Genomic DNA, 26,933 nt, shown 5'->3' with positions numbered 1-26,933 from the left:
TAATATGGCTCAGATTAATTTAAAACGTGTACATGGCGATTTTGGCTTTGAAGCTGTTGACGCCAACGGACACACAGTGAAAATGGACAGCAGTCCGGAAAGTGGCGGCCAGGATTTTGGAATCCGCCCAATGCAGATGCTTTTAATGGGCCTGGCCGGCTGCTCGGCAATTGACGTGATCAGTATCCTGAAGAAACAGCGCCAGGAAATTACAGATTACAAAATGGTGGTTAACGGCGAACGCGAAGCCGGTAAAGAACCTTCGCTATGGGAAGATGTAGATATTGAATTTCACATCTACGGAAACGTTGACGAAGATAAAGCCGTGCGTGCTGCCGAGCTTTCTATTAACAAATATTGCTCGGTTGCTGCAACGCTTTCAAAAGCCGGTGCCGAAATTAAGTGGAAGGTGATTGTTCACCCTGCTGCATAATAGATTCTATTACTTATTAAAATATCAAATGGCGGAACAGGAAGTCCCTATTAAAACAGTTCACCTGTTCCCCCTTTTGGATCAAAAGCTGATAGAGTTGCTTAAATCTTTATCAGCCGATGACTGGAATAAACCCACATTGGCAAAGCTCTGGACAGTAAAAGATATTGCCGCCCATTTGTTAGATGGGAACATCCGGGTTATTTCTTCTTCTCATCAATTTGCCGGAGACCCTCCGTCTAACCCCATTAATAGCTATAATGATTTAGTGGATTTTCTGAATGGATTAAATGCCACCTGGGTAAAAGCCATGAGGCGTATGAGCTCGCAGTTACTTACCGAATTATTGGAAACAACAGGTAAGCAATACGGCGAAATTATGGCTAAGGCAGACCCGTTTGCACCAGCACCATTTTCTGTAGCCTGGGCAGGAGGGGAGCATTCCGTTAACTGGTTTCATATTGCCAGGGAATACACCGAAAAGTTTCATCATCAGCAACAGATTCGCGAAGCGGTAGGTAAACAAGGCATTCTCACTGTCGAATTGTTTTATCCATGTATAGATACTTTTATGTGTGGACTGCCACATGCATACCGCACTGTTATAGCTAATGCAGGCGTCCTTGTTCAAATTAAGGTAACGGGTGAAGCAGGCGGAAACTGGCACCTGCTTAAGATGACCGAGGGCTGGGCACTCACCAAAAATGCAGGTTCAACCCCGGATACGATAGTTACTTTATCCCCCGACATCGCCTGGAAAGTATTTACCAAAGGCATTGATCCGCAAACTGCATTAGAAGCATCAGAGATCAGCGGAAATATTAACCTTGGCGAAAATCTGTTCAATATGGTTGCCGTAATGGCTTAGCAACTGTTTTGTTAATTACTCCATATCTGTACAAAACTGTATTCTTTTTAACTCATTAACCATTTGGTACAAAAAGTTAAAAAACGGGTGCGAATTACCTGTTTTAGCTTATCTGAATTGCATCATGAAAACACTGGTGTTTGGCTTAGTTAATCAGCGTTTTATATTAAAATTCTATTGATTTTTTTCGATTTGTTTTCGAAGTATTTATCAGCGGGTTTTCCGGTTGCCAAATTTTGATGGCATCAATGTTGGATAACCCTTTGTACGTTTTTCTTGAATGTTAAACGTATAATTAAACTTATAAATATGAAAACAAATTTAAAAAAAGCCTCACTGCTCCTCACCGGGGTTATGATTGGCAGTAAATTATTCGCCCAATCGGCAGATACCTCAGCTACAGCAAAAGATTACGTAAAACCATTTTCAGGCGGCGACCAACTACGTACCTGGTCTATAGGTGTACATGGCGGTTTGCTAACGCCCTTTACTATTTTTGGCCGTAACAACAGGCAGGATTTTACTAACCCAAGCGAACAATTTGGATATGGCGCTTACATTAAAAAACAAATATTACCATCATTTGGCTTACAAGCCGATTTCCTTCGTGGCCAGGTGGCATCATCACACAGCCAGATAAACTCGACAGGCACATCTCCTTATGAATCTTACTCTACAAAACTAAATTGGTCGGCAGCGCTGAGCGCAAACTTTACATTGGCAAATATTAACTGGCGACATGACAGGCCGTTTATTCAGCCTTACTTAACTGCGGGGGCAGGTTATATGAACTACACCCCAAGAGTTACACCAGTTGGCGGTCAGCAGGTAAATTTTAAGAAAACCGATAACGGGCACATTAATGAAGTATTCATTCCGATTGGTACAGGTTTAAAATTCAATCTTGCTCCGGGTATCAACCTTGATTTGGGTTACCAGGTTAACTTTGTTCAGTCAGATAATTTTGACGGCTATAACTTTGGCGGAGGCGATGACAGATTTTCGTACGCTCATGTTGGTTTAGAGTTTGCATTAGGCAGCAAGAAAAAACCACAAATGGCAGTTCATAACCCGGTATCATCAATGCGTACCGAGTACCAATGGGAAAATCAACGCACCCGTGCCGAGCTACAGCAACAGATTGATGCCGAAAAGGCTAAAAATGCACAGTTGGCCAGTGACCTTGCTACAACCAATGCTAACCTTGCCAAGTTAACTACCGACAGTGATGGAGATGGTGTAGTTGACGTTAACGATAAATGCCCTAACACACCTGCTGGTCAAAAGGTTGATGGCTCTGGCTGTCCTTTAGCTAAACCGGTTGTTTATGTCACCGAAGAAGATAAAAAAGTAGTTAAAGACGCCATCAAAAATCTTGAGTTTGATTTGGGTAAAGCAACAATCCGTGCGCATTCATATCCAAGTTTGGATAGGGTAGCACAGTTATTAGTTGATAAAAACTTTAGCCTGAAACTTGCCGGTCATACTGATAACACAGGTTCGGCTGATTTGAACATGCGTTTATCAAAAGATCGTGCCGAGTCGGTTAAATCGTACCTGGCAAGTAAAGGTGCAAACCCTTCACGTATTGAAGCAACCGGTTATGGTCAAACCCAACCAATTGCTACAAACAAAACTGCAGCAGGCCGTCAGGCTAACCGCAGGGTTGAGTTTACATTGTATTAATAGAAATTTTTAATTCACTTCAAAAGCAAAGGCCGCCCAATTGAGCGGCCTTTTTTGGTTAATATGATATAGGCTAAATAAATTAGTTATTAGTGTAACCAGGGTTTTGATCGCTTTCGCCAATATCATCGTTCTGTTTAATTTCCTGAAGCGGGATAGGGTAGCGGTTGTGATACTGCTGTATGGTGCCCGATTGGGCGGTCCACTTGTTACGCGCCTTAACCAGATCAACCAGCTTGCCAGAGCGGATGAGGTCCATTCTTCTCCAGCCTTCAAAACACAGCTCACGCATGCGTTCATCAAGCATTTTGGTACGAAACTCATCGGCCGACATGCCATTGTTCCAGCGTTTATCGGCCGGTAAAGTGCCGCCCCAGGCCCTTTTGCGTACCTGGTTGTTTACAATATCAACGGCCTGTGAGGTATTGCCGGTTTCATTAAGTGTTTCAGCATAGCACAGCAGGATATCCGAATAGCGTAAAAAGAAGATGTCTTTGCCCGAAAGCCAAAAACTTAGTGTGCCGTCTGTACGGATGTCTTCGTATTTTTTCACGTGAGGATCAAGTTCATCACCGCCAAAAGTAGGGTTGAGCACCGGGATTTTACCCTTATAAACAAAGTCATAGCGTATGCTTTCACCTTTACGCACGTCGCCATCCTCCCATAAGCCACCTTTGCTTGCATCCGAATAGCAGTACGTTGTTGGTACCATCAAATCATAACCTCCAAAGTAGCAATACTGATCTATATCAGCCAATGACCTTGATCCCATTTGCCACTGGCATTGGTTGTTATCCGGGTAAACGTTGTTGAACTGAAATTCGTAAATTGATTCGGTACTGTTGGCGTTGGCTGGTTTCCATAGGTCGGCATAATTGGGTACCAGTGAATATTTGCCACTGTTAACCACCTGCTCAAAATAAGATTTGGCTTTAGCATAGTCGCGCACATTAGAGGCTGCCGGGGCATATAAATATACTTTTCCTAACAGGCTCAATGCCGCCCCTTTTGTGGCGCGTCGTTTATCAGTTTGCGTTTCGGGCAGATACTTTACTGCGTTTTCAAGGTCGGTAATTATAAACTGGTACACCAAAGGTAACGGTTGGCGTTTTGTGCCATATTCCTGAAATTTGGCCTGGTCAATAATGGGTATCTCGCCCCAGTATTGGGAAATTTCAAATGTTAATGCCGCGCGTATAAAACTTGATTCGCCCAAAAGTGTATTTTTCCTGGTACCTTCTTCTTTGTTAAGCCCCAGGGCGTACACTGCTTTTGCTGCCGCTGATATTACCGGCCAACGGTTATTCCATTGTTCGGCAAGTGCTGTGTTACTTGGCGCTAAAAAGCCATTGTAGCGGTCAATCCCGGCCTGTCTGTCATCGGTTTTTACCTGGTAAGCACCCTGCTGGGCTTCATCGCTGCCAAGGGTAAACATAAAGCCACCGCGGTCTTTTTTAACGTTTCGCCAGCTGGTATATAAGCCTAATACCAGGGGCTCGATATTATCGAGCTTTGAAAAAACCTGTTCCTCAGTTAAGGCAGTTTGCGGTTCCTGAACCACAAATTTCTTACATGAGCCTGATGCTACCACCACAAAAGCAAGCAACATCAAAATATATTTTCTTTTCATTTCAAGTATGATTAAATCGTATTAAAATCCAACATTAACACCTGCTACAATCATTTTTTGCATTGGATAGCCATCGCCGCCTTCCGGGTCATAACCTTTGTATTTGGTTATGGTGAACAGGTTGCTGCCTGTTACATATACCCGCAGGTTGCTTAGCCTTGCCTTTTTCATAAACTGCTGGTTAAAGCTGTAGGCCAGCGTTAAGGCAGATAACCTTAGGTATGATGAGTTTTGTACAGCATAATCTGTTTCGCCAATTCCGTAGCGGCCGGTACCCTGATATGCCCTTGGGATGTTGCTGCTGGTGTTTGTTGGTGTCCAGCGGTTAAGCTCGTCGTCGATACCTGCATACTCGCCGGTGCCGTTAAGCAGGCCTTCATACAAACCACTGATCTTTTTGCCGCCTACGTTGTAGGTGAATACACCGTTAAGCGATAAGTTTTTATAAGTAAAATTGGTTGAGAAACCACCGTAAAATTTAGGATCGGTATTACCAACCACAATGCGGTCGGCGTCGTCAACCTTTTTATCGCCATTAACATCAACAGGAATTATATCACCCGGACGGATAGTACGGCCGCCATAGTCGATACCCTTTATACGATCCATATCCGACTGCTGGGCTATTTTTTCGAACTTATAGGTATAAATGGAGTTCAATGATTTGCCCAGGAAGAGGTTGCCCTCACGTTGGATATCAACACCGGTAAAACCACCATAGTTATAAATAGCATCAACGCTGCCATAAAGTTTAGTGATCCTGTTGCGGTAAGATGAAATGTTTGCGCTAAAATCCCACTGAAAATCGTTATGATTAATGATATGTGCGTTTACATTTAATTCAAAGCCTTTGTTCAACAGCGCACCAACGTTATCAATGGTATTATTGAAGCCACTGGTTGTTGAAAGCGTACGCTGCATCAACAGGTCGTTGTTATGGATAATGAAATAATCGGCAGTAATATTAAGCCTATTTTTCAGGATACCAAGGTCAACACCTGCGTTCAGTTGTTTTTGTTTTTCCCAGCGTAGGTTAGGGTTACCTAAGCGGCCATCAGATACGTAGGTTACAGAGCCATTGGTGAATACCGGCCTGTACAATGAACGGTAAGCAAAATCTGGTATGTTTTGGTTACCGGAAATACCATAACCTGCACGGAGTTTAAGGTTATCGATGTTGGCATCCTTCATGAAATCTTCGCGCGCTACATTCCACGCCAAAGCAAGCGAGGGGAATAGTCCCCATTTGTTCCCATTGCCAAATCTTGATGAGCCGTCATAACGACCGGTTAAAGTAGCAAAATACTTGTTGTCGTAGTTGTAGTTCAGCCTGCCAATGTAACTTACCAATGAGTTAGTGGTGAAATCCGACTGAAGCTGGAACTTATCTTTAAGATATGCACCGCCAAGGTATTTGAATGAGAAATCGTCGGTAGCAAAACCCTGTGCATCAACCTGGTTGTAATCATGGTTGTTTTTAGTTAAGCCAAAACTAACCAGGGCCGAGAAATTATTTTTGCCAATGCTTTTATCATAGGTTACTGAGTTGTCCCACTGCCAGTTTAACCAGTTGTCCTTTTTTTGGGTAGCGCTACCACTGGTTGAGTTTCGTATTGACTGACCTAAATCCCTCGGAATATAGTTGAAATAGTTTTGGTTACGCACATCAACAGAAAAACCGCTGCGGATATTTAAGCCCTGAATAGGGTTTATAACAACATAATTGGTTGTTAACAAGCGGTTTTGATTGCCTTTGCCATCAATTCTTAAACTTCGAATTGGATTATACAAATCGGGGCTTTTGATGCCTTTCCAACTTAAGTAAGCAGCGGTGTCGTTTATCGGCAATAAAGGGTTAGCATTCGCCGCAATATTAAATACGCCGCCATCAATATATGATTCTTCGGTACGGGCAAAGGTGGTGTTGGTACCAATTTTTAACCATGGTTTTATTTTTTGATCAAGATTCACCTTGCCGCCGTAGCGTTTATAATCCGATGTTTTTAATAAGCCTTTTTGATCGGTATAGTTAAAGCTTACGTATAGAGATGACCCGTCGTTAGTGCTTTTTGAAAAGCTGACAGTGTGGTTCTGCTGAACGCCGCGTTGCTTGATCCTGTCGAGCCAGTTGTAGGTTTTACCTGCGTTGTATGTTTGCAACTCGTCGGCGCCAAAAGCTGGCGAGCCGGGCGAAAGCAGGGTTTTAACATAGGCAGCCCTGTCGGCATTCGGATTATCATCCATATACCTGTTAGCGTATGCATCTACGCGCAAATCAACTATCTGTTGCGCATTTAAGTAATTGATGTTATGAGTAAAAGACTGAAAGCCAACCCATGCGTTGTAATCAATTTTTCCTTCACCACTTTTGCCCTTTTTGGTGGTGATCAAAACCACACCGTTAGCACCACGGGCACCATAAAGTGCTGTTGCAGATGCATCCTTCAAAATGTCAACACTGGCAACGTCATCGGGGTTAATAGAGTTAAAGCCATCTTCAACGACTAAACCATCCACAACGTAAATTGGGTTTGAACCATATTGGATGGAGTTATTACCACGTATTTTAATAGATACCGTACCACCGGGGCGAGGATCAGTATTCTGGATCAACACACCGGCAACGCGGCCTTGAATAGCCTGATTTACGTTTGTTACCGGTAATTCTTTAAGTGTTTTTTCGCTAACGCTTCCTACCGATCCGGTTAGATCGCCTTTCTTTATTACCGCACCTACTACCACAACCTCGGTAAGGTTATTGTTGGCGGGTACAAGGGCGATATTCATCGATCCTTCTTTAGCCGGTATTTCTTGTGTTTCAAATCCAACTGCCGAAATTACCAGTACGGTGCCCGGTGCAACGTTTAAACTAAAACCTCCATTGACATCGGTTACCGTTCCTGTTTTGGTGCCCTTGATAATTATTGAAACGCCCGGTACCGGTAAGCCTTTTTCATCAACTATCTTACCCGAAACAGGTGCCTGGGTCATATCCAGGTCGTTCCGTTTGTTGAGAGAAGGTAAGCTTAAGCGAGGGCCGATACCTCTGATCACAATCACATCACCCGAAACTTCAAATGCAAGATTTAAAGGTGTAAACAGGTCAGTAAGTACACTTCCTAATGCTTCTTGATTATAAGTGGCGTTAACTTTTTGATTACTATTGATCAGATCAGGACTGTATACAAAATTAATATGGTACTGTTGTTCCAGCTTTTTGATCACTGTTTTTAGGGCAGTATTGCTTTCGCTTACTGATATTTTTGTATCAAGAATAGCCTGTGCTTTTGATTCTTTGGCAATGGCAGCTCCTAATAATGAGAGACTTAATGTTAACTGTAAAAACGTGATCTTCATTATTTTTACGAGTATAGGTTTATATTTCATAAATTTGGTTAGAGTTAATAATTCGTTAATAACTTGACAAAAAAGCCCCACTCAACCTTTGCAAGAGGTTACAGTAAAATGGATATCAAACATTTGGGGCTAAACTTTTGGACCGGCAGTACCGCAAATATTGCCGGTTTCTTTTTTTCAGTGGAGGCTTATGTAATCATTTCTTTCATGTGCAATCATAATTTGTTTAAGGATTAATTTAATTGGTTGTGCTATGGTTTAGGCCTGGATTGGATATGATGATGCGGCCGTCGATAAACTGGCAGGAGGCGTTTATCGCTTTGCAAATAAGTTTTATTTTTTCATCGAGAGGTCGGTCGGACAATGACGCCGAAAGGTTGATATTACCAATCGCGGCTTTATCATACTCGATATTTACGGCGTAAGCCTTGTTAATTTTATCAATGATCTCCGATAATGGAGCGTCATCAAAGGTAAACTCCTTTTGTGCTACCGGGGGTGAAAGGGTGAGAGGCACCGGCAACGTTTCTTTTTTTACAAGGGTTAATTTAGCTGTATAGGTAACCTGCTGATTAGGCAAAAGGGTCACCATGGCCTTTGGTAATTCGTTTTTGCGAACCTCTTTTTGGTTGTAAACAAGTACTTTACCGGTATTTACAATTACCTTAAACTCGTTGTTTATGCTAAACGATTTTACTGTAAAACTGGTTCCCATTACCCGTACTGCCATTTCATGGCTATGAACTACGAAAGGCATAGCCGGATTTTTATGGATCTCGAAAAAGGCTTCGCCATTTAAAAATGCCTCGCGGCCCATTTTAAATGATTTAGGATATCGTAAGCCCGAACCTGGTTTTAAAACCGCAAGGCTGCCATCGGCCATCCTTATCAGTTTTGATTCGGTTGTATTGTTGGTGATATTGATATATCCATTGGCCTCCACAGCCAAAGAAAGTTTGGATGTGGGGTTGGTACGCGTTTTTAAGAATATAAGTCCCGCAGTAATAAACATCAATAAAATAGCTGCTATCCTGAACCATTGCGTTTGATATAATTTAAGTGTTCTGGCCTCTGGTTTTTCATCATAGAAATGACTTTGCACATGTGACACTAATATATTTACCTCGTCATCTGCCAAGCCATTAGCAAGCGGTTTAATATTAATAGATGAAATGATTTGACGCGCACTGTCTATCACCTTTTTTCTATCCGGATTATCCAAAAGCCACTGATCCCAAAAGGCCTGTTGGTCTGCGGTGTTATTTAAAACGCAGTTGATGAAAAAATCATCGTGCAAAAAGTCTTCAACTTCGTAATCGCTATAGTTAGTCACAGGAGCTGTTCAATTGGTTTATAATACGATATATTCCAAATCGCAAAAAAATTACCCCTCTAAGTGAAAGAAAGTTATAGGTTTTTATTTAAGACGCTGATATGCAGTTAGATATTTTTATATAATGTGTTTTGAAAATAACGTAATCAGGATTAACCATTCTGATCGGAAGTTTTTATAAGCTTTTTGCAGCAAGTTATGTACCGATTGTTTGCTGATATCCATGATCTGTGAAATGTTATCAAAATCAAGATTTTCATAAAACCTCAGGTACATGATCTCACGTTGCCGGGCGGGTAGGGCGTTTAAAATCTGTTTGATACGGGTAGACAGTTCGAGAGTTTCCACATCACTGATCATCTTTGATTCTATATTGAACTCAACCACAAATTCATAGTTTTCGTCCAAAGGCTCGCCGCGGTTCCATTTTGACTGTTCCCTAAAAATTCTTAATCTAATGGCTTTAAAAAGGTAATATTTAACGGCAGGGGTAGGGCTGATCTTCAACCGGCGGTTCCATAGCTCCAGAAATACATCCTGGATACAATCCTTTAAAAAGTCTTTATCCTGACAGATCCGGAAACCATAGTTGAATAAGGGCCTGGAATATTTTTGCATTAAGCGGGTATAGGCCACTTCATCACCAGCCCTGAACAGGTCCCATAGGATGGAATCGTCGGCGGCAATTAAGTGTTCTGTATCGAAGCTCATTTTGGTTGCAAATCGGTCTGTCTTTCTTTAACTGTACATCAAAAAACGGTGTTGTTTAATATCCAGGTAAATTAAAACAAAGTTATTTAAAAGATTAATTAACATAACCGATTATTGCTGCTGGTGGTAAATAATATTGGATTTTAGTTAAAAGTTAAAGGTTGTAATTTATCGGTATTAAGTTGGTATTACCAAACTGACGTTTTTATGACTTTTTTAATTACAAATTAAAAAACTGCTTTTAATACCACTTGTTTATCCCAATACATCTCATCATTATATCATCAGCTATGAAAGCAATCTTAGTAGTTCACAATCTAAAAAAAGAAAGTAATTATGCACTTACTTATGCCAGTAATTTAGGGGCTAAACTAAATAATAAAGTAATTGTTATGAATACGGTGCCCGAGCCGTTGGGCGTTCAATTATCTGATATGTCTGTTCAGGACGTATTTGAAGGTGACGACTTTGGTTTTAAAGATCAAAATAAAACCATTGAAAATGTAGTTTTCCTTAGCTACCTGGATACGCTTGGAATGTCGCTCCACGCAATCATTGCCAAATATGATATAGATTTAATAATAAAGGGAGTTAGCGGAACTGCTAAAGAGATCAATGAGCAACTTACGCCAATTTTAAATCATTCATCCTGCCCATTGCTTGCTGTTCCTGAAGAAGCTTCCTTTAATATAGCTAATATGGGGTATCTTGCTGATCTTCGTTATGCAAAAAAGGATATAGTAAGTTTTTTAAATAAAATGAGCGAAGCTCTGGATGTAAATGCATCGCTTTTTAACATTACAGAATCCGGTTTACCTCATATGAATGATGGCTATGCAGAAACTGTTTTCAGGCAATTATTTTCAAACTCAAATCTGAACCTGGTGAATATCAGGGAGCGGGACATTATGAAAACCGTAGATGTGCTGGCTAATGTAATGCAGGTTGATTTTTTTGTTTTGAGTAACCGCAGTTCGCAGTTAAACGGCCTTTGGGATTGGGAAAATATGGAGAATGAAGAGCATGCTCATTTACCGGCGCTGATATTTCCTTGTTAATCGTTAAAAAAGGGAGAGATACTGTCAGTATCTCTCCCTTTCTCCATTTATGAATACTAAAATTAGCATCTATAAAACGTAGGTGCCGTTTGCCTTCAATACTTTACTAAAAAACAATAAATGTCCCGGTAACGCATTTTGCCAAAATTCCCAGGTATGGCCTCCGGGCTGTTCACTATAATCATGTGGTGTGTGATTATAAACTAATCTGCGATGCAGCTCACGGTTAGGCTCAAGTAAAAAGTCGTCAACGCCTATATTAATAACCAGAGGCAGGCCGTTTCTCCTGATCTGATCAGCCATGTTCACTACAGAATATTGCAGATAAGTATCCGGCGTCATAGGCCCCCAAATCTTGTCAAGCATTTTAGTAAGCATTTCAAACCTGTCGGGAGGGAGTTTCCAGGTGGTCATGTTTGGGTCGAGTGCCCCGCTCATACTTCCTGCTGCTGCAAAAAGGTCCGGATGCCTGGTTGAAAGGTATAATGAACCATAACCACCCATGGATAAGCCTGTAATGAGCCTGCCTTTTTTATCGTTTACAGTGCGGTATTTACTATCGATAAAAGGAATCACCTCCCTGATAATATAAGTTTCAAATTTACTGCCGGGGTCAACAGGGCTGTCAACATAGTAACTGAAAATTTCGCCTTCAGGCATTACAATGATGATGTTGTATTGATCGGCAAGGTTTTTTACCAGCGACTTGTCGGGTGTTTTCGATAGCCAGTCATCGAAATGGCCATAGCCGCCATGCAACAGGTATAACACCGGGAAACTGGCTTTACTTTTTGCATAAGCGTTTGGGAATGCAATTGCTGCCTTGTAAGTTTTGTTCATAGCGGCGCTGGGAATTTGCACCGTATCAACTTTTGCCGCAAATGCCGATATACAGTAAAACAACAGCATCAATGTAAACGCTATTCTTTTCATATAATTAGGGTTTAGGGGCTGCTGCTACTATTTTTAATAATTCATCGTCCGGATGGTTTTTAACAGTACATTGGTTATCCAATATCATAGTCGCTCCATTTTCTGCAGTATAAGCAGGCCATTTAGGTAGTGATGATGTATTTGGATTGCCGGTTTTAGCAAAGTTTATCCATGCACTGCTTATTTTATCGGCAAGGGCATAAGCCTCCTTACCTCCACCTGTCATTTCCTGGCAGCGGGCTATGTTGTTAAATTGGAAAGCGATATCCATACAATGCATGGCCTTGTACATACCTCCATTTACCGGTGACTGCCATGTAAACAGGTACATGTAAACCGGAGCAGCACCGCTTACTGCTTTTTCATCGGCTTGTTTAATGGCCAGCGAACGGAAGTTAAATTCTATGTCTGTATACTCTGACGGTTTTGATATTGTAGGATACGTTTTTTGAGCAGCAGCAATGTAAGCATCGGTTTTATCGCCGTATTTTTTTTGCAAGCTTTCTTTTAGCTCATCCATAGTTTGACTTTTAGGGCCGGGAACAAATGGGGCAAACTCGTTTTTGGTGGTGCCAACAAGCAGCGGAATATTTTTAGACAGTTCTTTCGCCGCAGGATCAGATGGCTGATAAGGCAGAAAATCACCGTCTAAAGCCGGACCCCAGCCATTCATATTTTTGCCTTCTTTCCTTAAATCCGCCGAAACCTTACGCATTGCTTTTTTACCTGCTTCGTTTAATACATCATAAGATAGTTTTTGAAGCGAATCAACTTGAGATGGCTGCAGGTGAAGTTCCTCTAATAATGCAGCAGCAATTTTTTGCGTAACCGGTTTTTCGTTGAATGCAGTGATGTAACTGCCGCTTTCAACAATGGCATTTTTAAACAAACCTTTTACTGACGGGGCGTTCATTAAGGAGGTAACTTTTCCACCGCCACCAGATTGGCCGAAGATGGTTACATTATCAGGATCTCCTCCAAACTGCGCTATGTTTTGCTTAACCCATTCTAAAGCCAGTTTCAAATCAAGCAGACCAGCATTGGCCGAGCTTTTATATTTATCGCCATAGGCCGATAGGTCAAGGAAGCCAAGGATATTTAACCGGTGGTTTACGGATACCAGTACCACATCACCTTTTTTTGCAAGGTTTTCACCATCGTAAGATGGAAGCTCAATTGATGAACCCGCTGTGAAACCGCCGCCATGCAGCCATACCATTACCGGGCGCTTTTTGCCGTCGTTCAGTTTCTGTGTCCATACGTTGAGCGATTGGCAATGTTCATTTGAATACCCCAGATCATGCTGAAAGGCAAATTCAAACTCGTCATTAACAGTGGTAGTAGGGTCGGTGGGGCAAACCGGGCCGTATGCTTTTGAGCTGCGTACGTCTGTCCATGGTGCGGGCTTTTCGGGTGCCATAAAGCGGTCGGCCTTGGCGTAGGGGATACCTTTAAATGTAAAAATGCCATTGTGGATGTAGCCCTTTACCTTTCCGCTTTCGGTTGATGTTACGGCCACATCGTTCCCTGCAGCAACAGGCTCGTTGGTGTTTTGGCAAAATGCCGTTACGGGTAAAAAGCAAACAAATAAAAGCAGCATGAGGGTACTGTTTTGTTTCATAATTGTATTTGGTTAAATTGGTTTAAAGCAATAGATCCCTGCACTTTTGAAGGATCAGGAAGAAGAAGCATAGCACTCAATCAATTCTCAATACAGGCAATTATTAATGCTATTGTGTAAATATAACACAATGGGTTTTGTAATTGCAATTTATATCAGATTTTTTACCTTAAATTTTAATGCAAATAAAAATGCATTTAATGATGTTGCCTGCTCGCTTTTATCAGCTTTAAAACACTTAAATTTAAAGTGTTAATTCGATATTTATGTTCCGAAACCTGCCTTTTTTCATTGTGGTGATTTTATATGTTTGTTCTTGTAATCACGTTAGTTCCGATAGGCAGAAAACTGTTAATTATACAAAACCGAAGACGCACGTTAAGCCTAAAAGCAGAGAAGTAAAAAAGCCTGTTCCGGTTTGGGGTTATCGTTTTGTTATTACCGGCGATTTTGATGGAGACGGCACGCAGGAAAAACTTACCGAACATTATTTCAACGGTCTTACCCATCAGGAGACAAACAAATTTTACAATGTTGATTATGATTACGATATCAAGATGGCTTACGAAAGGCAGTCATATTCATTTATAGCATGTGATAATAAATTAATCCGCAGGATAGATGTAGCTCCGGCGGCTAATTTTGGATTGCTTTATCTTAAAAATGAAGGAGATTTGAACGGCGATGGAGGCGACGAAGTATCCTGCGTGACTAATAAAGGCGATTGGTCGAGCCTTAATGACTATAGTATTATGACTTATAAAAATGGTAAATGGGTTGTGCTGTACTGGTTTCCTATATGGGAATGGCAGTTGCCCGAATTGCCGCGGGTTGGTAATCAGGATATTTCGGATGCCGGCAAAAGGATAGCTGTAAATTTAGATACCACAAATCAGCGACTATTAAACGATTTAACAGCCTTTAAGGGATTAGTCAAAAAGGCAGGCAGAAATAAGATCAGAATCATTTACAGAAGCAAAAATATATCTCAGGATACAATCATTGTTAGCCTTAAAGATCGCCATCCGCCTCTTTAGTTTATAATCCATAACTATCCTTATATCGTTGCATCGAGTTCTGAAATATCTCCATTGCGTTACCCTCAATATCCTGGTTTTCAAATGCTCCATACACGGTGTCAAAATTAAGCCGGGATGCTTTTTGATATGCTTTGGCAAATTCGTCCTTAGATAGTAATATTATGTTAGGATAGCTGTACATAATAGCCATATGTTTTTTACTTCTGGCTATATTAAAGGTATCGCCGCAAAGCATCATACCTTGGCGCGTTAGCCCCTTTATATGTAATACACAACTGCCCGCAAAATGACCGCCGATATGTACTATGCTTATCCCGTCCCAAAGCTGCGTACTGCTGCCATTCCACAAGTAAATATATGGGGAATCAAAAGGTACCCATTCGGCGTCGTTTTGGTGGATATAGATCGGACATTCAAATTCAACAGCCCAGTCATTCATATTGCTATAATAATGCGGGTGTGAAAATGCAATGGCTTTTAACCCACCTTTAGCCCGGATAAAATCTATTGTAGGTTTATCTAAGTACGGGATACAATCCCACAAAACGTTGCCTCCCGGCGAAATAAGCAGTAAAGCCCTTTGAGCTATGGCAAAATCGGGTGCTATTTTTAGTGCATAAAGATGTTCGTTTAATTGCGCGATTTTAACTGTACTGTGCTGAAGTTCGGCAGAGGTAGTCCATTGCTGGCCACTTTCGGGTACATATTGACGGTCATCGGTACAGATCGGGCAAAATGAGGGTATTTCTGGCTCAGCTAAAAGTTGCGTGCCACATGTGCTGCAGATGATGGTTTTGTTCATGATTTTATAAAGCCTTATCTAAAGAAATGTCTATATCCTGTAATCTATTTGTGCTAATGCCCTGATCTGTTTTAAATCGATGACAGGGAGGCGAAGCTCTCGATCGTCAGTTTTCGATCCGTTTTGCTGAGATTGATAGGCTGACAACTTTTTATTCACGAGCCGAGTGGTTAACCATTTATCCAAGGTCCACGAATATTGCGTTAATGATGCCAGCAGAAAGCTTGCGGCGCTCAATGTAAAAACCGAATAGCCTAAAGGTGATTCAATACCAAAGGAAATGGCCATCGCGATAGCAAAACATAAACTCAATACGCCGCTGCCAATAGCCGCCATACGGGTGAATAAGCCAAGGATTAGTAAAAGCCCGAATCCACCCTCACCGATAGTTGCAATAGTTGCCAGCAGATTTACGATACCATCGGGGAGAAAGCTCATTACCTGTTTGGCGTAAGCAATAAAATGTTTCCAGTCGCCCCAGCCAACATGGGGGTGGCCGTTTGGCCCAAACAAACCAAGCCTGTCGGCTACTTCCCACAGGTAGCTTACGCCGATAGCTAACCGGAGGTATATGGATGAAAATTTTTGATTGATATGCATAGGGTTTTAATTTTTTGATGATCAAAAATACCATGCATTTGGACTATACTTGTAGTCCAGAATGTAGATTAAAGATAGTCCAATATGATGCTCATCGAAAGTTTATTAAACGTAGATAAAAGCAGCCAGGTACCTGTTTACCTGCAAATTAGTAATGGTATTATCAGCTATATCAGGCAGGGGACTTTAAAACCCGGATCTGCGCTTCCTGCCAGCCGCGCATTGTCGGCATCATTAAACGTTCATCGCAAAACGGTAGTAGCTGCTTATGACGAGCTTTACGCGCAAAGCTGGGTTGATGTAATACCACGTAAGGGTATTTATGTAGCTAAAAACCTGCCCGATGTTGCTCCCCGGCCTATTGAAAAAGCAGTTCTGAAACATAGCCTGGCAAATAAAACCTCATTTAAAGTTGACGACAACAGGATCAACCCGCAGCGCATGTTTGTGCCAATGCCTAATGGCAACCTTACATTTACCGAAGGTTTCCCTGATACCCGCATTGCACCTGTTGATTTAATGGTGAGGGAATACAGGCGAATGGCGAATTATCATTTTACGCACAAATACCTGATGTACGGCCCGGAGCAGGGTTCGGAAAACTTAAGGAATGAACTCGCCCGCTTTTTGGGTGAAACCCGTGGCCTGCATGTGACGCCTAAAGATATTTTGATAACCAAAGGCGTTCAGATGGCGCTTTACCTTTGCGCCCAGGTGCTGATCAATAAAAATGATATTGTAATTGTCGGCGATCCAGGGTATAGTGGTGCCAACGAGGTTTTTGAACAGGCAGGCGCACAATTAGCTTTTGTGCCGGTGGATGAGCACGGCATAGATATTAATGCTGTTGAGGCTATTTGCAGCGTTAGAAAAGTGCGTATGCTGTACGTGGTGCCACATCATCATCAGCCTACCACGGTAACGCTGAGCTCAGAAAGGCGAATGCATTTGCTTGAACTGGCAGCCAAATACCAGTTTGCCATTATTGAAGACGATTACGATTTTGATTTCCATTATACCAGTGGGCCTATCTTGCCGCTGGCCAGCGCCGATTATTATGGCAACGTAATATACGTTGGTTCATTTTGCAAAACTATAGCTCCAGGCATCCGTATTGGCTTTATGGTTGCACCGGCTAATTTTTTACTTCAGGCTACCCGCTTAAGAAGATTGATTGATAGGCAGGGCGAACATTTACTTGAAGAAGCCATGGCAAGCTTGTTAAAAAATGGAGATATCGGCAGGCATCTCAAAAAGGCCAATAAGCTGTACCATGAACGGCGGGATATCCTTTGTAAGTTGTTGGAGGAACAATTAGGCGAATATCTTACATTTAAAATCCCCAGTGGTGGTTTTGCCATATGGGTTAAATACCTGAATGATTTGGATACTGCCCTTGTTTCGGCAAAAGCTAATGAACTCGGCTTAACCATAGGGGCGGGGCTTGATTATTATTATGATAAGTTTGTTAAACACAGCTTTGTGCGCATAGGTTTTGCCTCATTAAATGAAAAGGAGATGCAGGAGGCGGTAAGTATCTGGAAAAAGGCCATCATGAAATGCCTGCACTTAGCTTAAAAGTTTGGCATAGGGTGTAAATTCAAAGAAATACAAGTTTAATCGATGTGTGTGTCATGCTTTGGCAGTTATGTGTCAGGTTTTTAAGGGGTTGTTTTCTGTCAAAATTTGTATTTGTCATGCCCTTGACAAATTGTCGGTTAATTTTTTTCAAATTGTTAAGGCAGGTATTATCTAAAAATACTGAGCAGGTTTTTTTACAAAAAAATGTTTGTTAGAAGATTTTGTACCCTGTAAAGCGGTGTGTGAAATTACGAAGCGAAATAAATTTCGCTAAAAATAAATTAACGCCGGTTTCACGGTTTTTGTAAAAATAATTCGATAAAAAGCGGCTTAATGATTTTTTCTAACCCGGTTTAGGCCTATTTTTTTGATACTTAACGTGAAAAGCAGATTTAAATTAAAAAAATCTGTGTTTTTAAAATTGATTTTATAAAAAATCTGAATTTAAAAAATGATGTTTTTGGTCTAACTTCTTGATTTTTAAGGCTGATTTTTTAATGGCATATATTTAGCTGAATGCCTGCCGGGAATGATACAATTGTTCTTACATCCCTGCAACAACATGCCTGTAGGAACGGTCGTAATTCCCTAAAACATTGTTAGTTCAGTAATTAAAACATTTTAAAAAATTAAAGTTATGTTAACCGTATTAGAAGTTGCCCTTTTCTTAGCTGTTATTATTGTTCCATTAACTCCTGCGAGAAAAACTGCAAAGTAATTGGACCTTAAAACCAGTTAATGAATGGGCGGCCTTTGGTTGCCCATTTTTGTTTTAACGGTATTTGTAGCTGCTTAAGCAAATACCTGAGTAATCCTTTGACCTATTCTTTTCCTGGCGCAAAAGCCATTTTCCGTTGCCTCCGTTAAAGGCAAAATTTCTTGTTTAGCTATAATGTTACCTATGGTAGTGGTGATGTAGTGCTATAATAATAGCATCAAATTACACTATCAGATAGATTTGTGCATTGCCAAGTGTATTTGATTGGCATCATACCACATAAACCATATTATAGCTAAAGTGAAAAAGGGAACCCTGTTAGTCATCACATTTATTTCTATTCAAGCTTTTTGTTTCGCCAGCAAGAAAACTGAAAAAAACAACAATGGCGGCAAATCTATTTATCATGCCCGCCTGCAGGATTCGGACGCTGTTTATTTTACCCCTGAAAATTTTAAGATCAAGGCCGATGGTAAAACTGATGTCTCGGATGAGCTGCAGGCTGCTATCACCAAAGTGAAAACTGAGCATAATTTCGGTGTGCTTTTTATCCCCGAAGGAAAATACCTGATCTCTAAAACCATATTTATACCAACTGCTGTAAGATTAATAGGTTACGGCAAAAACAGGCCGCAGATTATCCTGGCTAAAAATTCGCCAGGCTTTCAAACTGCCGATGAAAACGATAAAGGCCATGCCAGGTACATGTTTTGGTTTGTGAGCAACCTATCCAAGCCCGGGGATGAGGTACACGATGCCGGTGCTTCAACTTTTTATAGCTCGATATCAAACGTCAACCTTAAAATAGAAGATGGCAATCCTTATGCTGTAGCTATGCGTACGCACTTTGCCCAGCATAGTTTTATAGCCCACGTTGACATAAACATTGGTAAAGGTTTGGCCGGTATGTTTGACGTAGGCAACGAGATGGAAGACGTTCGCTTTTTTGGTGGCCAGTACGGGATCTACACCACCAAACCGTCACCAGGCTGGCAGTTTATGATGGTTGATACCTATTTTGAAGGTCAGCGTGAAGCCGCCATCCGCACACAGGAAGCAGGGCTTACCATTGTACGGATGAATGTTAAACATGTGCCGACCGTAATTAGCATCAACCCAAACTACCATGAAAAGTTATTTATGGAAGATTGCCGTTTTGATGGCGTAAGCGGGCCTGCTATTATCATAAGCAATGAGGATAACGCTTTTAACCAGATCAACCTTCGCAACGTGATTTGCCGTAATGTACCTGTATTGGCCAGCTACCGTCGCAGCAGTAAAACAACGCCCGGGGCTGCAAATATCTATCGTGTAAAAAACTTCACTTATGGTTTGCAGATGGATGGGCTTGATACCGATCCGCAGTATAAAACCATCAATGAGCAGGAGCCCTTCGCCGCGTTGCCGGAAACCGTCAAAAAGGACATTCCCGATTTTCCGGCAATTGAAACCTGGGCAAACCTAAAGGCGCTTGGCGCTAAAGGTGATGGTGTCACTGATGATACCCAAACTATACAGGCAGCTATTGACAAATATGAAACCATATATGTGCCCCAGGGATGGTATCGCGTTAGCCAAACTATTAAACTAAAGCCCGATACCAAATTGATTGGCTTGAATCCTATTGCTACGCAGTTTTTAATTGCCGATAATACACCTGCTTTTGGAGGTTTTGGTGGCCCGGTAGCACTGCTGGAATCATCAAAAGGGGGAAACAATATATTAAGTGGTATCGGTATTTGCACCAATGCAGATAACCCACGCGCGGTAGCCTGTAAATGGATGGCAGGCGTCGGGTCATATATGAACGATGTGAAATTTGTTGGTGGCCATGGTGGTATGCAACGTGTTGGTACACCCAAAAGCACAGCAGGAAGCGGTGCTTATAATCGTGTGCAAAATGGAATGGACCCATCCTGGGATACACAATACTGGAGCCTTTGGGTAACAGATGGCGGCGGTGGTACTTTTAAAGATATCTGGAGTGCCAATACTTACGCCACAGCCGGTACATATATTTCCAATACGCAAACTCCCGGTCGTATTTATGCTATGTCGATAGAGCATCACGTACGTAACGAGGTGCGGTTTAACAATGTTGCCAACTGGAAGGTGTACGCCATGCAGCTTGAAGAAGAAAGCAGGGAAAGTACCGAATGCCAGCCGATGGAACTGGAAAATTCAAATAATATGGTGTTTGCCAACTTGTATATGTTCAGGGTGATCAGGGTTAACAAACCCGCGCCGTATGCTATCCGGAAATGGGGAGGTAAAAACATCGAGTTGCTGAACGTTCATAATTACAGCCAGATAAAATATACTTCTACCTTGCCGTTATATGATATCAATACCGCTACCGAAGTAAGGCCATGGGAATTTGCGAGACTTTATATTGATGACAAAGCCAACGCCGCCGAACAGCAGACCGGCACCATCAATAAGCTGGCTACTGGTTTTGAATTTGCATCGGCAGTATGTGCTGATAGCAAAGGCAATATTTATTTCAGCGAGCAGCGCATGAAACGGATCTATAAATGGTCGGCTACAGATAGGCAAATCAGTTTACTGGCCGACTATCCATGGGAGCCGCTATCCTTAGCCTGTGATAAAAATGATAACCTGCTCGTGGTTTTTAAATACGTGCCAAAGCCGGGCTATCTTGTAAATGGCAAGCCCGAGAAGTTTGATAACCCTGCCGACGCTGCAGGCACCTCTTTCAGCGGATGGGGTAATTCGGGATTTGCAAGCTGGGCTTATAGTATAACCCCCAATAGTCCAGACGAAACCATCCAAAAATTGAAAACCATACCCATGGGACAGGTAAACCCGGTTTACAAGGCGCTGTATCCGGCGCACCGCTGGCGCGATTATCATGACTTTAATGCAGTAACTGTGAATAAGCCAACCGAGTGTTTTGTAGCTCCCGATGGAGTTACTATTATCCCGGTAGTATATGACCTGGCGCGGTCGACAGCTTTGGCAGCCGCATATCCCGGAAAGCCATTATACAGCAGTGATGAGTATGACAAACGTACCGTGAGCACAACTGTAAATAAGGATGGTTATCTTTCTGATTTAAAATATTTTGCCGAAAGAGGTGAGTTTGCATCCGCAACCGATGATAAAGGAAATGTTTATATAGCCGACGGACAGATTTATGTTTATGACAGCGCCGGTAAACAGATCAATGTGATAAAAGTACCAGAACGGCCAACAGGATTAGCCTTTGGTGGTGTGGACAATAATACTATATATATTACGAGCCATAATTCGTTGTTTTCCGTAAAAGTTAAATAAAACACCCTAAATAAAAAACATGCAACAATTACCCAAGCGCCTGTTATCCATCGATGTACTGCGTGCCATTACCATGCTGCTGATGATATTTGTTAACGATGCCAGCGGCGTGAAGCATATTCCCGAGTGGATAGACCATGCTAAGGGTTTTGAAGACAGGATGGGTTTTGCCGACACTATTTTTCCAGCGTTTTTGTTCATCGTTGGCTTGTCGTTACCATTTGCCATCAATAACAGGATCAAAAAAGGTGATAGCGGCAAGCAGATTTTGTTTTACATCCTGATACGCAGTGTTGCATTGCTCATTATGGGTTTTTATCATGTTAATCTGGAAGAATACAATTCGTCGGCTGCTTTAATTCCGAAAGCTGCCTGGGCACTGGTTATTACAACTGCATTCTTTTTGATCTGGTTGGATTATCCCGAAACCATGGCAAAGGCCAAAAAATATTCGCTTCAAGTACTGGGGATTATTTTGCTGATAGCCATGGCCGTAATTTATAAAGGGGGAGAAGATGGTGACGTAAGGTGGATGGAACCATCCTGGTGGGGCATTTTAGGTTTAATAGGTTGGGCATACCTGGTTTGCGCATTGATATTTGTCGCGGTTAAAGGCAAGCTGAACAGTCTTATCGTGGCATGGGTAGTACTGATAATCATCAATATTATCGCCCATTCGGTATTTAAGATAAAAGTAACGCGTGATGAAGAAATGGTCACTATCGCCGGAAGCAATTTTACCGGAAGCTTTCTCGGCAACGCGATCATCTTTTTAAAGCCCCTCTGGATAATTCATGATGCCTCAACCATGACTTTAACCATGGGAGGGGTGGTGATCTCTGGAATCTACGCCAGGTTGGTCGAACAAGGTAAAACGCAACGGATCTGGGCTACACTGGCTATTATTGGTGTTTTGTTCCTGGTTGCAGGTTTTGCTTTGAGGCCTTATACCGAAGGAATTTCCAAGATCCGCTCGACACCGGCATGGGTGCTCATTTGCTCGGGCATCACTACGCTGGCGTTTTTGATATTGATATATGTGGTTGATGTTAAAGGGAAAATAAGCGCCTTTAACTGGATCAAGCCGGCCGGTACCAGTACGCTTACCTGCTATCTAATCCCATATTTCCAGGTTTTTATACTGGAGTTATTGCATATTAACTATCCAGGTATCATTAATAATGGCTTTCCGGGATTGCTGCGTTCATTCCTGACCGCCGTGATTATTATTTTATTTGTTGGATTACTTGAAAAGAAAAGATTACGCCTGAAGATTTAAATATTATACATACCTAAATTCAAATGACAATAGTTGCATCATTATTGCGGCCAGGGCAATACAAAACCGGGCTGATGGCTCTTTTTTGCCTTGTGCTTTCTGTAAACCTGGCTTATGCTCAGAAAAACCGGACAAGAAAACACGTTGTAATTGCTTATGTAAGCGGTTTCCGTGGTTTGATTGATACTAATATGGTTCATCCGGCAAAGCTTACTCATATTAACTACGCGTTTGTAAATGTAATAGGCAACAGGGCTTTTTTAACCCACCCCCGAACTGATACCGTCAATTTCAGGTATCTGGTTGGGTTGAAAAAAAAGAACACTGATTTGAAAGTTTTGATTTCGATAGGCGGATGGCTGTGGAGCAAAAACTTTTCGGATATGGCACTTACTGATACTTCGCGTAAAGCTTTTGCGGCAAGCGCTGTTGAGTTGGTGCGTAAGTTCAAAATGGATGGTATTGATATCGATTGGGAATATCCCAACGAATCAGGTGCAGGTAATGTGCATCGCCCGGAGGACAAACAGAACTACACCAGTTTGTTCCTGGAACTGAGGGCACAATTGAATGCACTTGAGAAAGAAACCGGGAAAAAGTTGTTGCTTACCGCTGCAGTAGGTGCTTTCAGGCATTTTGTGCAGAATACCGAAATGGATAAAGTTGGAGTTTGCCTGGATTATATCAACCTCATGACTTATGATTATGGTGCTGATGTAGCGGTACATCATACCGGGCTATATGCCTCAAAATATCTTAAAACAGAAAATAACTCAGATAACGGAACCCGCGTTTTTATTGAAGCGGGTGTTCCGCGGAATAAACTTGTTTTGGGAATGGCTTTTTACAGCCGCTCTACAAGAGTGTCGGACAGTACAAAAACAGGGCTGGGTTCGCGCAACCTCGAAAGAATGCGGGGCGGTGGTTATACTTTTATAAAAGATAGCCTGCTCACCAATAAAGCATTTAAATACTATCGGGATAAAAGTGCTAAGGCACCGTATTTGTACAATCCCACAACCCGCCAGTTTTTATCATTTGACGATGAATGGTCGATTAGAAAGAAATGCAGGTACGTGAAAAAGAACGGCATGGCCGGGGTGATGTTCTGGGAATACGTAGATGACAGGAAGGAGTACCTGCTCGATGCAGCTAATAGTCATTTGAATTAAAGCGTTACTAAGGCATCAAAGAAAGCAGCTCACTGGGTTACCCGGTGGCCTGCTTTTAAGTTTGAGTTGCTACCAGTTATAACCACGTTCCTTAGCGTAATCGGCTATTAACGCCCCTGCATCGGCATCTAACAATATCTCGCAATTTGGATGTAGTTGTACTACGGATGCCGGTATATCGGTTGTTACTGGGCCTAATATGGCTTGTTTAATAATTTCGGCTTTGTGGCTACCTTTAGCTATCAGGATCAGCTTGCGGGTATGCATAATGTTTTTAACGCCACGGGTTAAACCTCCAAGTTCTGTTTCTGGCGGTACTTGTGTTTCACGGCGTACGCGTGCTTCAAAATCTGGGTCCATTGGCGATACCCAGGTTTCGCTTTCAAAGGGCGTTCCCGGTTGATTGATGCCGATATGCCCGTTGCTGCCTATACCCAGCATCTGCAGATCGGCTCCGCCGCGCTCGGCAAGGCGTTTTTCAAACAGGATGCTCTCCGCTACAAAATCATCCGAAAGGGTAGGCGGCATAATAAAGTTTTCTTCAGGAATCCCCAGCGGACCAGCAATCTGGTTGAGGATCATGGTATAGCAACTGCCCGCATATTCGCGTTCCAGATTGGTGAGCTCATCAACATTAAACAAGGTAATGTTTGATACATCAAACGGGTATTTAGCGTGAATTTCCGAAACAATGCGGTGCATGCCAATGGTAGTTTGTCCAGTCGAGAGGCCAATTACCGACGTTCGTTTTTCAAGCATTTGCGCAATGATGCGCCATGCTGCGGTGATATCAAATTCCTGCTCGCTTTTGGTTATAGTTACTTTCATGTATACGTGTTAGAGTTCTTTAAGCTGTTTGGTGAAGAAATCATCGATAACTACGGCCGCACTTACTTCGTCTTCGCCATCCATAATTACCGAAATGGTTTCGCCGCCTTTAATACTCAGTGACAGGATATTAAGCAGGCTGTTTAGTTTAACGGTTTTGTCGCCTTTTTTTAAACTGGTGGCCGATTTAAAGCCTTTTGCCAGTTTAACAAGTTGAGTTGCCGGCCGGGCATGCATTCCCTGCGCCGATGTGATGATATAATCTTTGGTTATCATTGAGTTATCTCCTTTAAATAAGCAATAATATTTTCCGAGCTATCCATAGCCATCACCTGTTGGCATATCTGTTTAGCTTTTGCTTCGCTATTATTAATGATGATGTTTTTGATTGCCGGGATAGAAGCTGCGCTCATTGAAAAATCTTCAAGCCCCATGCCGAGCAATAAAAGGGTAGCTAAAGGATCTGAAGCCATTTCACCGCACATACCCACATGGATGTTATGCGCACGGCCCTGTTCAATTATATTTTGGATGAGACGTAATACACCGGGATTAAATGGGTCATAAAGATGGGTGATCTTTTCATTCATCCTGTCTACAGCCAAAGTATACTGGCAAAGATCATTGGTGCCAATGCTGAAAAAATCTACTTCTTTAGCCAGGATATCTGCTGTAACCGCCGCAGATGGAATCTCGACCATGATTCCAACTTTTACATCATTACTAAATATTACACCGGCTTCAAGCAACTCTTTTTTTGCTTTGTTGAGGATGAGTTTTGCATCGCGGATCTCTTTTGCATTAGAGATCATCGGGAACATAATACTCACCGAACCAAATGCAGATGCCCTTAAAATGGCTTTCAGTTGTACTATAAACAAACCTTCCTGGTCTAATGAGATACGTATAGCGCGGTAACCAAGAAACGGATTGAGTTCGGGTAGTAAGTTAAAGTACGACAGGTGTTTATCGCCGCCTATGTCAATGGTTCGTATAACTACAGGTTTGCCTTTTGCCTGTAATACTGCCTTTTTATAAAACTCAAATTGCTCCTCTTCATCGGGGAAGGTATCACGGTCCATAAACAACATTTCGGTACGGAAAAGGCCAACGCCTTCGCCTCCGTTGTCGTGCACCATGGTAAGGTCATCTGCATCCGAAATATTGGCCAGCAGGGTTACCTGTTTACCATCGGCAGTAATGGCAGGTTTATCCTTTACCATTTTTAACACCTCGGCCTGTTGCCTAAAGGAAGCGGATTTAGCAGAATATCGGTTGATGATATCCTCGCCGGGGTTAACATAAACCGAACCACTAAGGCCGTCTAAAATGATAAAGTCATTATGGTTGATAGTCATTAACTCATCGCCGCAGGCTACAACCGCAGGCAGCCCTTTTGATTTGGCTATAATGGCCGCGTGTGAAGTACGGCTGCCCGCCTGTGTTGCAAACCCGGTGACAAGGTTAAGGTCTAAAGTGATCGTATCAGAAGGAGTGAGGTCATCGGCAATAACAATAGTATCCGGCTCAAACGAGCGGTTATTGGTATCACCCGTACGGTTGATGTATTTGAGGATGCGGTTGCCGATATCCTGAAAATCGGCCGAGCGGGCGCGCATGTATTCATCGTCCATACTTTCAAAGAGGGTAACAATGCCGGCCGTAACCTCAATCATAGCATCGTTGGCGGTCTTTTTCTCTTCTTCGATCTTAGCCACGACATCTTCACGAATCTGTGGATCATTGATCAGCTCCACTTGTGTTTCCAGTATAGCTATGTCATCATCATTGAGCATCAGTTGCGAGTTGTTTTTGATGGCATCGATCTCGGCAAGCGCGTTGGTTACTGATATATCAAAACGTTCAATTTCCGCTACTATCTCAACCTGGTTTTTTAAAACAATACCGTTGGTGGCCGGTGCGTTCTTTTTGATAACAAACGCCTTTCCTATAGCAATACCCGGTGAAACTCCAATTCCCTTCATT

20 protein-coding genes are annotated in these 26,933 nt (G+C 42.1%); 9 read left to right on the top strand and 11 right to left on the bottom strand.

Going from position 1 to position 26,933, the window contains the following annotated elements:
• The first annotated feature begins 4 nt into the window (after window positions 1-4).
• The 3 genes from BMX50_RS32370 to BMX50_RS32360 all read left to right on the top strand — a co-directional run bounded on the left by BMX50_RS32370 (window position 5) and on the right by BMX50_RS32360 (window position 2,987).
• Complete coding sequence (locus tag BMX50_RS32370) at window positions 5-433, top strand: OsmC family protein (protein WP_091221510.1); 429 nt, start codon at window positions 5-7, stop codon at window positions 431-433.
• Between the two features lie 28 nt (window positions 434-461).
• A complete protein-coding gene (locus BMX50_RS32365; protein WP_091221506.1) occupies window positions 462-1,301 on the top strand; it encodes a maleylpyruvate isomerase N-terminal domain-containing protein in 840 nt (279 codons plus the stop codon).
• A 309-nt stretch (window positions 1,302-1,610) separates the two neighbouring features.
• Window positions 1,611-2,987 carry an OmpA family protein gene (locus tag BMX50_RS32360; RefSeq protein WP_091221784.1) on the top strand — a complete coding sequence of 459 codons (1,377 nt, stop codon included), beginning with the start codon at window positions 1,611-1,613 and terminating at the stop codon, window positions 2,985-2,987.
• An 82-nt stretch (window positions 2,988-3,069) separates the two neighbouring features.
• Here the strand turns inward: BMX50_RS32360 and BMX50_RS32355 are convergent, their stop codons facing one another.
• The 4 genes from BMX50_RS32355 to BMX50_RS32340 form a co-directional block, all read right to left on the bottom strand.
• Entirely contained in the window at window positions 3,070-4,617 is a 1,548-nt protein-coding gene (locus BMX50_RS32355; RefSeq protein ID WP_091221503.1) for a RagB/SusD family nutrient uptake outer membrane protein, read from the bottom strand.
• A gap of 21 nt (window positions 4,618-4,638) precedes the next feature.
• The gene (locus tag BMX50_RS32350; RefSeq protein ID WP_208864847.1) at window positions 4,639-7,974 is read right to left on the bottom strand and encodes a TonB-dependent receptor; all 3,336 of its coding nucleotides are present in this window, start codon (window positions 7,972-7,974) and stop codon (window positions 4,639-4,641) included.
• Window positions 7,975-8,212: 238 nt separating this feature from the next.
• Window positions 8,213-9,307 carry a FecR family protein gene (locus BMX50_RS32345; RefSeq protein WP_091221499.1) on the bottom strand — a complete coding sequence of 365 codons (1,095 nt, stop codon included), beginning with the start codon at window positions 9,305-9,307 and terminating at the stop codon, window positions 8,213-8,215.
• Between the two features lie 117 nt (window positions 9,308-9,424).
• Window positions 9,425-10,018 (bottom strand): RNA polymerase sigma factor, encoded by a 594-nt coding sequence (locus BMX50_RS32340; protein ID WP_091221496.1) that lies wholly within the window; start codon window positions 10,016-10,018, stop codon window positions 9,425-9,427.
• 290 nt (window positions 10,019-10,308) lie between these two features.
• Here BMX50_RS32340 and BMX50_RS32335 point away from each other — a divergent pair, with 290 nt between their 5' ends.
• Window positions 10,309-11,076 carry an adenine nucleotide alpha hydrolase family protein gene (locus tag BMX50_RS32335; RefSeq protein WP_091221492.1) on the top strand — a complete coding sequence of 256 codons (768 nt, stop codon included), beginning with the start codon at window positions 10,309-10,311 and terminating at the stop codon, window positions 11,074-11,076.
• A 69-nt stretch (window positions 11,077-11,145) separates the two neighbouring features.
• Here the strand turns inward: BMX50_RS32335 and BMX50_RS32330 are convergent, their stop codons facing one another.
• Together BMX50_RS32330 and BMX50_RS32325 are read right to left on the bottom strand one after the other, a co-directional pair.
• Window positions 11,146-12,009 (bottom strand): alpha/beta hydrolase, encoded by an 864-nt coding sequence (locus BMX50_RS32330; protein WP_091221488.1) that lies wholly within the window; start codon window positions 12,007-12,009, stop codon window positions 11,146-11,148.
• 4 nt (window positions 12,010-12,013) lie between these two features.
• Complete coding sequence (locus BMX50_RS32325; RefSeq protein ID WP_091221485.1) at window positions 12,014-13,630, bottom strand: carboxylesterase/lipase family protein; 1,617 nt, start codon at window positions 13,628-13,630, stop codon at window positions 12,014-12,016.
• 266 nt (window positions 13,631-13,896) lie between these two features.
• Between BMX50_RS32325 and BMX50_RS32320 the strand changes: the two genes are divergently transcribed.
• Window positions 13,897-14,667 carry a hypothetical protein gene (locus BMX50_RS32320; RefSeq protein WP_091221480.1) on the top strand — a complete coding sequence of 257 codons (771 nt, stop codon included), beginning with the start codon at window positions 13,897-13,899 and terminating at the stop codon, window positions 14,665-14,667.
• Window position 14,668: 1 nt separating this feature from the next.
• On the opposite strand, the gene BMX50_RS32315 is transcribed toward BMX50_RS32320, so the two are convergent.
• Window positions 14,669-15,472, bottom strand: a complete 804-nt coding sequence (locus tag BMX50_RS32315; RefSeq protein ID WP_091221477.1) for an MBL fold metallo-hydrolase — start codon at window positions 15,470-15,472, stop codon at window positions 14,669-14,671.
• A 30-nt stretch (window positions 15,473-15,502) separates the two neighbouring features.
• Window positions 15,503-16,072 (bottom strand): DoxX family membrane protein, encoded by a 570-nt coding sequence (locus tag BMX50_RS32310; RefSeq protein WP_091221474.1) that lies wholly within the window; start codon window positions 16,070-16,072, stop codon window positions 15,503-15,505.
• A gap of 84 nt (window positions 16,073-16,156) precedes the next feature.
• On the opposite strand from BMX50_RS32310, the gene pdxR reads away from it, so the two are divergent.
• The 4 genes from pdxR to BMX50_RS32290 all read left to right on the top strand — a co-directional run bounded on the left by pdxR (window position 16,157) and on the right by BMX50_RS32290 (window position 24,119).
• Window positions 16,157-17,650: a MocR-like pyridoxine biosynthesis transcription factor PdxR gene (pdxR, locus tag BMX50_RS32305; RefSeq protein ID WP_091221470.1), complete on the top strand. Its 1,494-nt coding sequence runs from the start codon at window positions 16,157-16,159 to the stop codon at window positions 17,648-17,650.
• Window positions 17,651-18,671: 1,021 nt separating this feature from the next.
• The gene (locus tag BMX50_RS32300; RefSeq protein ID WP_208864846.1) at window positions 18,672-21,668 is read left to right on the top strand and encodes a glycosyl hydrolase family 28-related protein; all 2,997 of its coding nucleotides are present in this window, start codon (window positions 18,672-18,674) and stop codon (window positions 21,666-21,668) included.
• Window positions 21,669-21,687: 19 nt separating this feature from the next.
• Entirely contained in the window at window positions 21,688-22,947 is a 1,260-nt protein-coding gene (locus BMX50_RS32295; protein WP_091221464.1) for a DUF5009 domain-containing protein, read from the top strand.
• Window positions 22,948-22,970: 23 nt separating this feature from the next.
• Window positions 22,971-24,119, top strand: coding sequence for a glycoside hydrolase family 18 protein (locus BMX50_RS32290; RefSeq protein ID WP_091221461.1), 1,149 nt, complete (start codon window positions 22,971-22,973; stop codon window positions 24,117-24,119).
• 69 nt (window positions 24,120-24,188) lie between these two features.
• Here the strand turns inward: BMX50_RS32290 and BMX50_RS32285 are convergent, their stop codons facing one another.
• From BMX50_RS32285 to ptsP, 3 genes are read right to left on the bottom strand one after another with little or no spacing between them, the layout of a single operon-like run.
• Entirely contained in the window at window positions 24,189-24,947 is a 759-nt protein-coding gene (locus BMX50_RS32285) for a 6-phosphogluconolactonase (protein ID WP_091221458.1), read from the bottom strand.
• Window positions 24,948-24,956: 9 nt separating this feature from the next.
• A complete protein-coding gene (locus BMX50_RS32280; RefSeq protein ID WP_091221455.1) occupies window positions 24,957-25,223 on the bottom strand; it encodes an HPr family phosphocarrier protein in 267 nt (88 codons plus the stop codon).
• On the bottom strand, window positions 25,220-26,932 hold the full coding sequence (gene ptsP / locus BMX50_RS32275; RefSeq protein WP_091221450.1) for a phosphoenolpyruvate--protein phosphotransferase: 1,713 nt from the start codon (window positions 26,930-26,932) through the stop codon (window positions 25,220-25,222). Before ptsP ends, BMX50_RS32280 begins: the two co-directional genes overlap by 4 nt.
• Between the last annotated feature and the right edge of the window lies 1 nt (window position 26,933).

The organism is Mucilaginibacter gossypiicola (assembly GCF_900110105.1).
Lineage (GTDB): Bacteria > Bacteroidota > Bacteroidia > Sphingobacteriales > Sphingobacteriaceae > Mucilaginibacter > Mucilaginibacter gossypiicola.
Note: the sequence above shows the minus strand (reverse complement) of the source record. Positions and strands in the feature narration are given on the sequence as shown.

Bases quoted from the DNA above. Each gene is read 5' to 3' on its own strand.
- BMX50_RS32370 (WP_091221510.1), top strand. From the start codon at position 5: ATGGCTCAGATTAATTTAAAACGTGTACATGGCGATTTTGGCTTTGAA.
- BMX50_RS32365 (WP_091221506.1), top strand. From the start codon at position 462: ATGGCGGAACAGGAAGTCCCTATTAAAACAGTTCACCTGTTCCCCCTT.
- BMX50_RS32360 (WP_091221784.1), top strand. From the start codon at position 1,611: ATGAAAACAAATTTAAAAAAAGCCTCACTGCTCCTCACCGGGGTTATG.
- BMX50_RS32355 (WP_091221503.1), bottom strand. From the start codon at position 4,617: ATGAAAAGAAAATATATTTTGATGTTGCTTGCTTTTGTGGTGGTAGCA.
- BMX50_RS32350 (WP_208864847.1), bottom strand. From the start codon at position 7,974: ATGAAGATCACGTTTTTACAGTTAACATTAAGTCTCTCATTATTAGGA.
- BMX50_RS32340 (WP_091221496.1), bottom strand. From the start codon at position 10,018: ATGAGCTTCGATACAGAACACTTAATTGCCGCCGACGATTCCATCCTA.
- BMX50_RS32335 (WP_091221492.1), top strand. From the start codon at position 10,309: ATGAAAGCAATCTTAGTAGTTCACAATCTAAAAAAAGAAAGTAATTAT.
- BMX50_RS32330 (WP_091221488.1), bottom strand. From the start codon at position 12,009: ATGAAAAGAATAGCGTTTACATTGATGCTGTTGTTTTACTGTATATCG.
- BMX50_RS32325 (WP_091221485.1), bottom strand. From the start codon at position 13,630: ATGAAACAAAACAGTACCCTCATGCTGCTTTTATTTGTTTGCTTTTTA.
- BMX50_RS32320 (WP_091221480.1), top strand. From the start codon at position 13,897: ATGTTCCGAAACCTGCCTTTTTTCATTGTGGTGATTTTATATGTTTGT.
- BMX50_RS32315 (WP_091221477.1), bottom strand. From the start codon at position 15,472: ATGAACAAAACCATCATCTGCAGCACATGTGGCACGCAACTTTTAGCT.
- BMX50_RS32310 (WP_091221474.1), bottom strand. From the start codon at position 16,072: ATGCATATCAATCAAAAATTTTCATCCATATACCTCCGGTTAGCTATC.
- pdxR (WP_091221470.1), top strand. From the start codon at position 16,157: ATGATGCTCATCGAAAGTTTATTAAACGTAGATAAAAGCAGCCAGGTA.
- BMX50_RS32295 (WP_091221464.1), top strand. From the start codon at position 21,688: ATGCAACAATTACCCAAGCGCCTGTTATCCATCGATGTACTGCGTGCC.
- BMX50_RS32290 (WP_091221461.1), top strand. From the start codon at position 22,971: ATGACAATAGTTGCATCATTATTGCGGCCAGGGCAATACAAAACCGGG.
- BMX50_RS32285 (WP_091221458.1), bottom strand. From the start codon at position 24,947: ATGAAAGTAACTATAACCAAAAGCGAGCAGGAATTTGATATCACCGCA.
- BMX50_RS32280 (WP_091221455.1), bottom strand. From the start codon at position 25,223: ATGATAACCAAAGATTATATCATCACATCGGCGCAGGGAATGCATGCC.
- ptsP (WP_091221450.1), bottom strand. From the start codon at position 26,932: ATGAAGGGAATTGGAGTTTCACCGGGTATTGCTATAGGAAAGGCGTTT.